At 32.0% G+C, this 12,352-nt stretch carries 9 protein-coding genes; 2 read left to right on the top strand and 7 right to left on the bottom strand.

Annotation, left to right across the window (positions count from 1 at the left end; all coding sequences use genetic code 11):
* From ACHZC3_RS05620 to ACHZC3_RS05595, 6 genes are all read right to left on the bottom strand, one after another.
* Window positions 1-199 (bottom strand): AAA family ATPase (locus ACHZC3_RS05620; RefSeq protein WP_394758900.1); only part of this gene is annotated, 199 nt, incomplete at its 3' end.
* A 230-nt stretch (window positions 200-429) separates the two neighbouring features.
* Window positions 430-993: an OmpH family outer membrane protein gene (locus tag ACHZC3_RS05615; RefSeq protein WP_394758899.1), complete on the bottom strand. Its 564-nt coding sequence runs from the start codon at window positions 991-993 to the stop codon at window positions 430-432.
* Window positions 994-1,280: 287 nt separating this feature from the next.
* Entirely contained in the window at window positions 1,281-2,129 is an 849-nt protein-coding gene (locus ACHZC3_RS05610; protein ID WP_394758898.1) for a class I SAM-dependent methyltransferase, read from the bottom strand.
* Between the two features lie 62 nt (window positions 2,130-2,191).
* Window positions 2,192-4,063 carry a tRNA uridine-5-carboxymethylaminomethyl(34) synthesis enzyme MnmG gene (mnmG, locus tag ACHZC3_RS05605; RefSeq protein WP_394758897.1) on the bottom strand — a complete coding sequence of 624 codons (1,872 nt, stop codon included), beginning with the start codon at window positions 4,061-4,063 and terminating at the stop codon, window positions 2,192-2,194.
* Between the two features lie 161 nt (window positions 4,064-4,224).
* On the bottom strand, window positions 4,225-4,647 hold the full coding sequence (ybeY, locus tag ACHZC3_RS05600; protein WP_394758896.1) for an rRNA maturation RNase YbeY: 423 nt from the start codon (window positions 4,645-4,647) through the stop codon (window positions 4,225-4,227).
* Window positions 4,640-8,011 (bottom strand): hypothetical protein, encoded by a 3,372-nt coding sequence (locus tag ACHZC3_RS05595; RefSeq protein ID WP_394758895.1) that lies wholly within the window; start codon window positions 8,009-8,011, stop codon window positions 4,640-4,642. The genes ybeY and ACHZC3_RS05595 overlap by 8 nt, the downstream gene beginning before the upstream one ends.
* 99 nt (window positions 8,012-8,110) lie before the next feature.
* Here ACHZC3_RS05595 and ACHZC3_RS05590 point away from each other — a divergent pair, with 99 nt between their 5' ends.
* Complete coding sequence (locus ACHZC3_RS05590; protein WP_394758894.1) at window positions 8,111-9,142, top strand: alkane 1-monooxygenase; 1,032 nt, start codon at window positions 8,111-8,113, stop codon at window positions 9,140-9,142.
* 479 nt (window positions 9,143-9,621) lie between these two features.
* On the opposite strand, the gene ACHZC3_RS05585 is transcribed toward ACHZC3_RS05590, so the two are convergent.
* Complete coding sequence (locus tag ACHZC3_RS05585) at window positions 9,622-10,458, bottom strand: hypothetical protein (RefSeq protein WP_394758893.1); 837 nt, start codon at window positions 10,456-10,458, stop codon at window positions 9,622-9,624.
* A 274-nt stretch (window positions 10,459-10,732) separates the two neighbouring features.
* Between ACHZC3_RS05585 and gltX the strand changes: the two genes are divergently transcribed.
* Window positions 10,733-12,238: a glutamate--tRNA ligase gene (gene gltX / locus ACHZC3_RS05580; protein WP_394758892.1), complete on the top strand. Its 1,506-nt coding sequence runs from the start codon at window positions 10,733-10,735 to the stop codon at window positions 12,236-12,238.
* The last annotated feature ends 114 nt before the right edge of the window (window positions 12,239-12,352 follow it).

Here is a 12,352-nt window from a genome sequence, read left to right as displayed (position 1 = left end):
AGTGAATCGTAACGCCACCAGCATTTAGCGCAGCAATTCCAGTAGGAGCGACGACGACACAATTTTTGTGCGTTGTTTGTATGATTTCTCGTAAGAGTGTGGTTTTTCCTGTTCCCGCTTTTCCAGTAAGGAAGATATTTCGCTGGGTTTGGTTGATGAATTGTAAAGTGTAATTAGCTTCGGCTGAGATATTTTCCATTTTGGCTTGTATATATTAGGCAAAAATATAGAATTTATTTAAATGTTTCCACTTTGATTAAAAAATGGAACACGGATGACGCGGATTTTATTATTGTCATTCCGATGAAGGAGGAATCTCAAAACGTGAATAAATAATGAGATTCCTCCTTCGTCGGAATGACAAAATACAGGTTTAAAAAAACCTCCAACTAATTAAAGATGAAGGCTTTTGAAATTATTTAAGAAAAATTATTTTTTCTCTGCTGCTTTTTCTTCTGTTTTAGGTTTTGCAGCGTATTTTTCGTTAATCATTTTTACGACATCTTTTGTAATATCATAACTATCTTTTGCGTATAAAACAGTTGCGGCATCGCCCGTTCCGTAGATATAATCGTATCCTTTTTCTTTTCCGTAATCTTTGATTAATTGTTTTACAGATTTAACCAAAGTATCCATTTCTTTTCCGCTTTCACCTTGCAATTGTTGCATCATTGCTTGTTGTGCGTATTGCAATTGTTGCTCTCTTTGTTGCAATTCAGCTCCTTTTTGTTGCGCCCAAGCTTGTCCTTTTGCCATAGCATTTTGTTGAAAACCATTCATTTCTGCTTTTAGGTTTTTGGCTGCTACTTCAAGTTCACGACCCATAACTTCTCCTTTGGTTTTATACTTTTCGTCAAGCTCTTTTGCTTCAGTATAATCTTCCATCATTTTTTGAGTATCAATGTATGCTGTTTTATATTCCTTTGCTTCTGGTGTTTTGTTACAAGAAATTATCGACATTGAAATTGCTACGAGTAATACGATTTTTTTCATTTTTATTTTTTTGTTGATTTTTAAATTTTGGTAAAAGTAAACTTTTTTTTCAAATGTTGATTTGGTTATTTATTGATTTGGATATTTGTTGATGCGGTTAATCGGTTATTTGGAAAAATTATACAAATCTTTTAATCATAGCAAAATCTTATAGTCAATTTTAAAAATATAGTTTTCCGCTATTAAAACAAGCTTTCATAGGTAAGTTTTAAGTTAAATTCTATTTTCCTAAATGTGTTTATATGTTTTCAATCAAAAACACCTCTAAAAAGCGCTTAAAATGATTTTTAGTTGTTTTTTATCACGTAAATATGAGAAGAATACTCTAAATTTTGCTTTGCTTTAAGATTTGACTTCAAACCGATATAAAACGCTTTCATAAAATTCATTTTTCCGTTTTTGTATTTTTCTGATAAAAGCGACACATAAAAACTATCAAAAATCATGGGTAGAATTTTTATGAGTTTCATATTCTCTTTAGCAAATAATTTTTCGATAGAAATTTTAGAGAAATGCCACAAATGTCTTGGCACATCATAAGCTGCCCAAAATTCTCCATAATATTTTGCGTCAAATGATTTATAATTTGGCACCGCAATAATTATTGTCCCGTTTGGTTTTAATAATCTTTTTAATTCTTTAATTTGATTTTCTAAATCGGGAACGTGTTCTAAAACATGCCACATGGTAATCACATCGAAAGAATGAGATTCGATACTTTCCAGATTTTCTGCAAATGAAACTCCTTTAGAAATTGCAATAGCTTTTGCTTTTTCATTTGGTTCGATTCCAGTAGTTTGCCAACCTGCTTTTTTTGCTATGGCCAAAAAATCGCCAGTTCCTGCACCAATATCTAACAAGTTTCCTTTTTGTGAATGAAGAGAATTAATTAAACTTGCTTTTTTATTTAAAGAATATGATTTGATAATTTGATACAACTTTTCAAACAAAGAACGTTTTCCATCGGTATGTGAAATATAATCTTCGCTTTCGTAATATTTTGGAAGAATATCTAATGATGGTTGCGGATGTGTTTTTAGTAATTGTAATTCTTCATCAAGAAGTAACTCAAAACTTTCTTTTGATACTGAATTGTCTTTTACTTTTATAAAAACAGAATGATTTTGAAAATTCATATTATGTTTTGCTATGAATGTTTATTATTAATTTAATTAAGTTTCACGTGGAACAATTTCAATTATCTTCCCATAAAAACCAACAATACGGAAATATCACTTGGCGAAACTCCAGATATTCTTGATGCTTGAGAAATAGTAACTGGTCTGATTTTAGATAATTTTTGTTTGGCTTCTATAGACATCGATTTTATTTGATGGTAATCGAAACTTTCTGGTATTTTTAAATCTTCTAAACGAGTTAGCTTTTCAGCATTTGCTCTTTCTTTATCAATGTAACCAGAATACTTGACTTGAATCTCGGCTTGTTCCAAAATCTCTAAATCAACATCATTATTAGCTACATAATCGGTGACATTAGTAAACTTTAAAACATCTGCCAACTCAATTTGTGGACGAGAGAGAATTTTAAATATTTTATCTGTTTGATTTACTTCGGCTGTTTCTTTGGCAATTAAAACCGGATTTGCTTCAGCAGGAGTAATGCTAGTCTCTTTGAAGAAAGCGACCATTTTTTCAGATTCATTTAGTTTGTGTTCCATTCGTTTCAAACGATCATCAGATGCTAAACCTATTTTATTCGACATAGGCGTCAATCTGAAATCGGCATTGTCTTGACGCAATAATGTTCTAAATTCCGCACGAGAAGTAAACATTCTGTATGGTTCTTCAGTTCCTTTTGTAATTAAATCATCAATCAAAACTCCAATATAAGCCTCGTCTCTTTTTAAGATTAAAGGTTCTTGTTCTTTTACCTTGAGCGCAGCATTTATTCCAGCCATCAATCCTTGAGAAGCGGCTTCTTCGTAACCAGTTGTTCCGTTTATTTGCCCTGCAAAATACAAACCTTCAACCAATTTAGTTTCTAATGTATGCTTCAATTGCGTAGGAGGGAAGTAATCGTATTCGATAGCATATCCCGCTCTGAAGAATTTTACTTTCTCGAAACCAACCACCGAACGCAATGCTTTAAATTGAATATCTTCTGGCAAAGAAGTTGAGAATCCATTTACATAAACCTCACAAGTATTCCAGCCTTCTGGTTCAATAAATAATTGATGACGGTCTTTATCTGCAAAACGATTTATTTTATCTTCGATAGAAGGACAATATCTTGGACCTAAACTTTTAATACGACCATTGAACATTGGCGAACGTTCGAAACCTTCACGCAATATATCATGAACCAAAAGCGAAGTATACGTCATATGACAATCTCTTTGGTGTGCCAATGGTTTAGTCACATCAGAATAAGAAAATTTTGAAGGATTAATATCCCCAGCTTCCACATTCATTTTAGAATAATCTAACGAACGACCATCTACTCGAGGTGGCGTTCCTGTTTTCATTCTTCCAGATTCGAAACCAGCTTTTACTAAATCTTCAGTAATTCCGTAAGCGGCGCTTTCGCCAGCACGACCACCACCAAATTGTTTGTCACCAATATGTATTAATCCATTCAAGAAAGTTCCATTGGTAAGTACAACCGATTTGCCACGAATAGTCAAACCTAAAGATGTTTTAATACCTAAAACTTTATTGTTTTCGATAACCATACCAGAAACCATTTCTTGATAAAAATCAAGATTCGGAGTTCCTTCCAACATCAATCGCCATTCTTCTGAGAAACGCATACGGTCACTTTGGACTCTTGGCGACCACATAGCAGGTCCTTTCGATTTGTTAAGCATCTTGAATTGAATAGCGGTTTTATCAGAAACAATTCCAGAATAACCACCCAACGCATCAATCTCACGAACGATTTGCCCTTTGGCAATTCCACCCATGGCAGGATTACAAGACATTTGTGCGATGTTTTGCAAACTCATTGTGACTAATAGGGTAGAGCAACCCAGATTTGCCGATGCCGCTGCGGCTTCGCAACCTGCATGACCAGCACCCACTACTATAACATCATATTCTTCTAAAAACATTTTTTGAATGTGAATTGTGAATTACAAAAAACAGCTTTCGGGATTGTTTGTAATTCAAATTATATTTTGTTCCACGTGGAACTTTTTACAATTAGAAAATGTGAATTAGAAAATTGTTTCACGTGGAACACGATTTGTAATTCATGATTTCTGATTTATTTTTAATTTTGTTTAACGTGAAACAATTTTATTTTTTCATCTTCTTTAGAGCGCATTAATAACTCGTCAGATTCCGATTTGTCTTTGTAACCGCAGTAATGCAAAACACCGTGAATCATCACGCGTTTTAATTCTTCTTCGAAAGAAACTTTAAACTCTTCTGCATTCTCACGAACTCTTTCTATAGAGATGTAAATATCTCCGTGTATTTCGTTGCCTAGTGAATAATCGAAACTTATAATATCCGTAAGTGTGTCGTGATCTAAATACTGTTGGTTAATTTCAACTAAATAATCATCGTCGCAAAAGATGTAATTTATCTCTCCTTCAGATTTGTTTTCTGAAAGTATAACGCCAGAAATCCAATCTGTGTAAATGGTTTCTTCTGGAATTTCGAAATCTAGTTCGTAATTAAAACTAATCATTTTTCTTAAAATATTCTTGAACCTTACGGTCAAAATTCGAGCGCAAAGGTAGTGTTTGTCTGTTTAAAATTTCAATACTAATTAAATATTCTTGAAGCTTTTGGGGTAGGGGATTTGCCGTGTTGTTAAAACCCTTTTTATTTGTATTCGATTGTCTTTTCGAATCTTGATTTTGTTCTTGAATGGCTTTCTCTAATTTGAGTAATTCATATTTTAAATTAAGAGCTTTTTGAATCGCTTCGTTAGAAAATCCTTTGTTGATTAACTGCTTTTCTATTTGCTTCATTTGATCTAAAGCGTTTTGTCCGGCGCCGCCTAGACCATTTTTCTCCAATTCTTTTTGTAATGCATCACGTAATTGTTGTTGCTCCTTAAGGATTTCTAAAACTGCTTTTGCATCACCTTCTCCATCTTGTCCGTTTTCTCCATTGCCTTTTCCGTCACTACCTTGTCCTGATTTTCCGTCTTTGCCATCTTTACCAGACTTGGCGTCTTTACCCGATTTTCCGTCTTTCCCTTCACCTGGTTTTTCTCCAGGCTTCTCTCCAGGTTTCTCACCTTTACCTTTTTCGCCTTTCATTTTTTCGCCAAGACCTTGTTGTTTTTTGATGATGTCTGGCAATTGCATTCCACCACCTTGTCCTTTTCCTGGTTTTGGTTTTCCTTTACCCATTCCCGAAAGGGACATTTGCATACTGTTTAAAACATCACTTAAAAAGTTAGCCAAATTATTTGCGCTTGTTAAAGAAAATTGTTGGCTCGATGTTCCTCTAGAAATTTGATTATCGGAAAGCAAATCGATACTTTTATCTATATTATAATGAACCTTTCCAATTTCCGTCGTGATTTGTTCGCTTATTTTTGGATTACGCAATGACATGGCAAACAAACTATCATCAACATGTTTGAATTGCTGTTTCAAATCTTGTTGCGTTTTTAAGTGTTTTGAAAATGCGTTAGAAGTATTGGTTATCGCTTTAAAATTCTTAATTAATGCTTCTTGTGAAAACGAAAACGCTAGCAAGTTGTCTAGGATTTGACGAAGCATTGCAACATCTTCTTCTAGCTGTTCTTGTTCTCCGCCTTCCATTTCTTCAGCCATTTTCTGACTCATTTCTTTCATTTTCTTAGCAGCACTTTTTTGTTTAGGAGATGCTTTATCTTGCTGTTTCTTTTGTAATTCTTCAGAAGCTTTTTGCAAATCTTTATTGATGCTTTCCTCTTTTTCTTTGTCTAGAGGTAAATCTAATGGAGATTTTAGTTCTTTGTTTTCTTTATCAAGATCTTTTAATTCCTGTTGAATTTTATCAAACTCCTTATTAATCTCGTTCTGTTTTTCTTCAGAGTTTTCTTTCTTGTCATCAGCAAGTTTATCTTCTTTTTCAGAAAGTTTATCTAACTTGTCTGCAAGTTGTTCTGCCTTTTTTTCGACATAATATCTTTTAGTTAACTCAACCAATTGCTCTAAAGTCTTGGTTTGGTTCTTACTTTTTTGTTGGAACTTTTCTAATTTTTCTTCTATTTCATCTTGATCCAGTTTTTCATTCAATCGTTTCAATTCGTCTAGAAGCTTTTGATTTTTTTCTAATTCTTCCTTCGATTTTTCTAAACGTTGTTTTAATAATTCTTTCTTCGGATCATTTTCTTCGGCTTTAAATTTCTCTAAATTGTCTTTAATCTTTTCAGAAAATTCCTTCATCATTTCGTCTTGTTGTTTCTGACGTTTTACGAAATCATCTAATTTTTGTTTGTCTTTATAATCTAAATCCTTTTTTTCCTTATTGACTTTTTGCAATTTTTCTAACTCAGAAAGTTGCTTGTCTTGTTTGCTTAACGATTTTTCTAAAGCATTAATATTCTCGTTTTGTTGTTGTAGATTTTCATTTTCTTTTTCTTCGGCAGTAGATTCACGATACGAAAACTCAGATGATTTGGTGCTTTTGAAATGATGAATAGCATCGTTGTCAAAAACTTCAAAATAATATTCATACGCCACACCATCTAAAATAGGTAAGGTACTTGGGAAAGAAAAAACAAACTGATCGAAATTACTTTTCTTCACAGCAATGATTCCACGTTTAGCAGCTTGAGGATTATCCTTAGGGAAGTAAACAACACTCAATTTCGAAAACCCATAATCATCCGAAATTTGACCTAAAACATATTCTTTAGAACCTTTTAGACTATCGGCGACCATCTCCACTTTGATGGTTGGAAACTGGTCTTTCACAACATTGATGGCATAATTAAGTTTTTCGTAGTTTTTTATCGATTTATTAGAAGTAAATATCTGATATTCTGTGTTTTGAAATAAATTTCTACTTAAATTGAATGTGTTTCCTGAATTTACAAACGAATAGGATTTATTAGATTCAATTAGATTGATGTTTTGAGTCGCAATTGTGTTAATTCTCCACGTAATTTTTGTGCCTTCGGGAACAATAGCATTCCCAGTTCCTTTGATGATTTCCAATTTCTTATTTAAATAATTAGGAAAATTAAGTGACATTTCGAAATTGGCAATAGCAGGAACAGTGATCACATTCAAGGTATAATCAGCCGATGAAACTTCGTTAGCTTCGATATGAAAATCGATGTTTTGCATAGGTTTCGTTACTACAAACTGAAATTCTCCTTGCTTAGTATTTTCCATAAAATAACTTTCGTCACCTATAAAAATCATAGCTTTCTCTGGAACTACATTTCCTACAGTTTTTACTTTGAGAATAAAATCATTGTTTTGTTCGGTTTGTAAATTTTTGTTTACCAACGTAAAAGCAAACGGAGCTGGTGGTAAAAATTGTTGTTTGTAATTTACCACACGATTCATGCTTTCGGTAATTAGTTTTTGTTGTCCAGAAAGCATCAGAAACAAAATAAAAAATAAAGGAATTAGAGCTAATGGTAAGAATTTTTTATTCTTTTTAAAATCGATAGCATTAGAAAAAGGAATGGGTTGTAGTGAATTTGCTTTTTGATTTATTGACGCTAAAAGTAATTCAGACTGATTTTTATCTTCCGACAATTGAAGAAAATTAGTCAGCTTATCATTAACTTCTGTAAAATGATTCCCAATAATTTTTGAAGCTTCTGTATAATTGATTCCTCTTTTAAGTTTAAATAATTGGAAAATTGGAAAGGCAATAAATCTTATTAATAAAAATAACTGGACCAAAATAAATAGCGCAAACAAAAAGGTTCTTCCTGTAGGTTTCAACCAAAGGAAATATTCGATAAAACTCGTTGCAAAAAGATATAGTAATCCCAAACCAATAAAGAAAATTGTTCCACGTAACAATTCATTAGTATAGAATTTCTTAATGAAATCTTCTAGCTTTTGGAATATGAGGTCTTTTGAATTCAAAATTACATTCGTTAAATTATAACTTATAAAGTTACAATTTTTGCTGAATATCAAAACATTAAAAAAAACTTTAGTATTTTTATAAGAAAAAAATCTTTTATGAAATATTTATTAGCGTATTCAATTCCTATCATTAGTTTGTTAGGGATTCATTATCAAGCAGTTTTAAGTTATTCTGGAGTATTATTTGCTTTTGTATTAATCCCTTTTTTTGAGATAATACTTCCTACTAATGAAGACAATTATTCAGAAGATGGTGTTAAAAATCGTCTAAAAAACAAGTTGTTTGACTTTCTTTTGTACTTAAACATACCTATTGTATATGGAATTTTGTTTTTTACAATATGGAAAATTACACATAATCATTTGTCCGTATTTGAACTTATAGGAACAACTTTGAGTTTAGGAATTGTTTTAGGTGCAAACGGAATAAATGTCGCACACGAGTTGGGACATAGAGAAAAACTGTATGAAAGAATATTAGGGAAAATATTATTAATTCCATCCCATTATACCCATTTCTTTATAGAGCATAATCACGGTCATCATTTACATGTTTCAACCCCAAATGATCCGTCTACAGCAAAATATAATCAAAGCTTGTATACTTTCTGGTGGCAAACTGTTTCTGGAACATACATAAAAGCTTGGGAAATTCAGAAGAAACTAAATCAAATAGAAAACCGTCCATTTTATGCTATAAAAAGTGATATGTTTTGGTTTACTATAATTCAAACAAGTTATCTAGCATCAATCTATTTCTTCTTTGGATTTAATGGATTCTTACTAGCTTTATTTGCAGGTATTGTTGGCTTTTTATTACTAGAAACCATCAACTACATAGAGCATTATGGATTAAAAAGAAATTTACTTCCTTCTGGAAGGTTTGAACGAGTTACTGAAAAACATTCATGGAATTCGAATCATATACTTGGAAGAATCATGTTGTATGAATTAACACGTCATAGTGATCACCATTTTAAATCTCAAAAAAAATATCAAATTTTAGAATATCATGATATTTCTCCACAAATGCCTTATGGTTATCCAACTAGTATGGTTATGTCGTTTTTTCCACCATTATGGTTTGCGGTGATGAATAAAAGAGTTCCATTAGAAATGAAAGGGTAATCACGTCATTTGATGCAAAATAAGATGAAACTTCGTTAGCTTCAATATGAAAATTGATGTTTTGCATAGGTTTCGTTGCTACAAACTGAAATTCTCCATGCTTGGTGTTTTCCATGAAATAATTTTCTTCACCTATAAAAATCATTGCTTTCTCTGGAACAATTTTTCCTAAGGTTTTTACTTTGAGAATAAATCTTTGTTCTGTTTGTAAATTTTGTTTAACAATGAAAATGTTCTTCCCTTTGGTTTCAACAAAAGGAAATATTCAATAAAACTAGTTACAAAAAGATATAGTAATCCGAAACAAAGAAAGAAAATTGTCCCACGTAACAATTCGTTAGTATAGAATTTCTTGATGAAATCTTCTAATTTTTGAAAACTACAAATAAAATCTATTCTTGTGATCTAAAGGCATAAAAAAACGCTAATAAGACTAAAAAAATAGTTTAATTAGCGTTTTTTTGTAAGTATAAAGAAATTTAAAGCGTAAGGTATGTATCTAAAAAATCATCTTGTGTTTGTGTTCCGGAAGATGGGATAGGCAAAGTAACACCACCAGGTAAAGAATTTAATTGATAACTGGTAACAGTATGATTGTGCACTACTCCAATATTCTTACTGTAATATTGATTTGACACCACCACGTCTTGCGGATTCATAACTGTAATAGGAATTGGAAAACCACCAACAGATATTGTTGTCATAGCTTTTAAATTTACAATAATCTTAGTTTTAGTTAAATCTGAATATGTTTTTCCGTATACTGTATAAGTTGGTAATACGCCATCGGCAAGGGAACGCAAAGTATAATCGAATGTAATAAGATAACCCCCAACTGTTTGCGAAAATGTACCAGAAGTAGTACTTAATTGGGTTCCAGATGTTGCAATTTCATCGACAATAATAAAATCAGAAATATTTATTACAATTGGTATAGGCAAACCTGTACCATAATTAACCGTTCCTGAAATTTTTATCTTCTTTCCATCAACTCTTAATCCGTTATTGTTTAGAAAGTTGCAAAAAAATCCAGTTGGTGCATTTCTAGTTTTCATCTTTTTGTACACAATCGTATTTATTACCATATCATTTTCTACATACAACGAATCTTTTGTTGTAGAAGCAGGAGTAGTGGCTGTTGCTGGTGTTACCACATCATATTTCCAATAATTGCCTGTTACTAATGGTAAAACATTTGTGTTACTAACTACTGGATCTGGTGTTGCTGGAATTTGATCTTCAGAATCTGAACATGATACAAAAGTAAAAAAGAAAGTAAAAATGGTGGCTAATAAATAAGTAGTTTTATTTTTCATGATTTTTTTTAATAATTCTATCAAATATAGAAAAATAATCATTTAAAGAAAAAGTTATTTCGTTTGTTAAATATTCTATAATAAATTATACGATAGCTTCCTGCTTTAGTTTTTTTAACTTTAAAACAAGCTTTTTCTTTAACATATTTAGACTAATCCTTTAACCTCAAAAAAACGCAAAGAACGCAAAAAGAACACAAAGCTTTGTGAACTCAGCAAAAACCTTTGTGTACTTTGTGGTTAATCATTTATCTTTGCATCAAAATTTACTAAAATGTCTAAACAAGTTCGTGTGCGTTTTGCACCAAGTCCAACAGGAGCTTTGCATATAGGTGGTGTTCGTACTGCTTTATTTAATTATTTATTTGCTAAAAAAAACAACGGCGTTTTCTATTTACGAATAGAAGATACAGATCAAAATCGTTTTGTTCCAGGTGCCGAAGAATATATACTAGAAGCATTAGAATGGTTAGGAATTTCGCCTGATGAAACGATAGGCAAAAATGAAAAATTTGGTCCATACAGACAGTCAGAAAGAAAACCGTTATACAAACAATACGCTGACCAATTGATAAATTCTGGTTGGGCTTATTATGCGTTTGATACTCCTGAGAGTTTAGATACTTTACGAAAAACAACTGAAGCAGCGGGAAATACATTTATTTACAATCATACCGTTCGTGAAACATTAGACAATTCATTAACTAATTCACCAGAAAAAGTAGCTGATAGAATTGCCGCTGGTGAAGATTATGTGATACGTTTTAAAACTCCTGTTAATGAAACGTTACACCTTACGGATATTATTCGTGGAGATATAAAATTTGAAACTAATTTATTAGACGACAAAGTTTTATTTAAATCTGATGGAATGCCAACTTATCATTTGGCGAATATTGTCGATGATCATTTGATGGAAACTTCTCATGTAATTCGTGGTGAAGAATGGTTACCATCTATGCCATTACACGTTTTATTGTACAGAGCATTTGGTTGGGAAGCACCAGAATTTGCGCACTTACCATTGATACTAAAACCTGTAGGAAACGGGAAATTAAGCAAACGTGATGGTGAAAAATTAGGTTTTCCAGTATTCCCATTACAATGGAAAACAGAAGAAGGAACTTCATTGGGTTATAAAGAGAATGGATTTTTTCCAGAAGCTGTGCTTAATTTCTTAGCCATGTTAGGTTGGAATGACGGAACCGAACAAGAACTTTTTTCGTTAGAAGAATTAGTACAAAAATTTGATTTGAACCGAATTCACAAAGCAGGAGCGAAGTTTGATCCTGAGAAAAACAAATGGTTCAACCACCAATATTTGGTTAAGAAAGAAGATGGCGCCTTGGCTGAATTATTCTTACCAATAGTGGAAGCAAAAGGAATTGTAACGAATTTAGATTATGTAACTAAAGTGGTTGCATCAGTAAAGGAAAGAGCACATTTTGTAAACGAACTTTGGGATTTGTCTGATTATTTCTTTGTGGCTCCAATTTCTTATGACGAGAAAGCTGCAAAAAATTGGAAGGACGAAACGCCCGAGTTAATGAAACAATTAATTGTGGTTTTAAATACAATAGAAGATTTTAAATCATTAAATATTGAAACCCTAGTAAAAGATTGGATGACTACAAACGAAATTGGAATGGGTAAAGTTATGCAACCGTTCCGATTGAGTTTAGTAGGGAAAATGATGGGACCACATCTTTTTGATATTGTAGAAATGATAGGAAAAGAAGAAACCGTTAAGCGAATTGAAAAAGCAATAACTAGTTTATAAAAAAATAAAAGCCTCGAAATTAGACTGAACCCAAAAGTTTGGACAAATTTATAATTAATTTTGATAATAATGAGTTCGATATTGTATCGGACTCATTTTGTTTAAATTTGACTT

The organism is Flavobacterium sp., from assembly GCF_043720215.1.
GTDB lineage: Bacteria > Bacteroidota > Bacteroidia > Flavobacteriales > Flavobacteriaceae > Flavobacterium.
The sequence above is the reverse complement of the archived record's forward strand: the minus strand, read 5'-3'. Positions and strand labels throughout refer to the sequence as shown.

What these genes read in the sequence shown, in the direction of transcription:
- ACHZC3_RS05615 (WP_394758899.1), bottom strand. Translation starts at nt 993, where the DNA reads ATGAAAAAAATCGTATTACTCGTAGCAATTTCAATGTCGATAATTTCT.
- ACHZC3_RS05610 (WP_394758898.1), bottom strand. Translation starts at nt 2,129, where the DNA reads ATGAATTTTCAAAATCATTCTGTTTTTATAAAAGTAAAAGACAATTCA.
- mnmG (WP_394758897.1), bottom strand. Translation starts at nt 4,063, where the DNA reads ATGTTTTTAGAAGAATATGATGTTATAGTAGTGGGTGCTGGTCATGCA.
- ybeY (WP_394758896.1), bottom strand. Translation starts at nt 4,647, where the DNA reads ATGATTAGTTTTAATTACGAACTAGATTTCGAAATTCCAGAAGAAACC.
- ACHZC3_RS05590 (WP_394758894.1), top strand. Translation starts at nt 8,111, where the DNA reads ATGAAATATTTATTAGCGTATTCAATTCCTATCATTAGTTTGTTAGGG.
- ACHZC3_RS05585 (WP_394758893.1), bottom strand. Translation starts at nt 10,458, where the DNA reads ATGAAAAATAAAACTACTTATTTATTAGCCACCATTTTTACTTTCTTT.
- gltX (WP_394758892.1), top strand. Translation starts at nt 10,733, where the DNA reads ATGTCTAAACAAGTTCGTGTGCGTTTTGCACCAAGTCCAACAGGAGCT.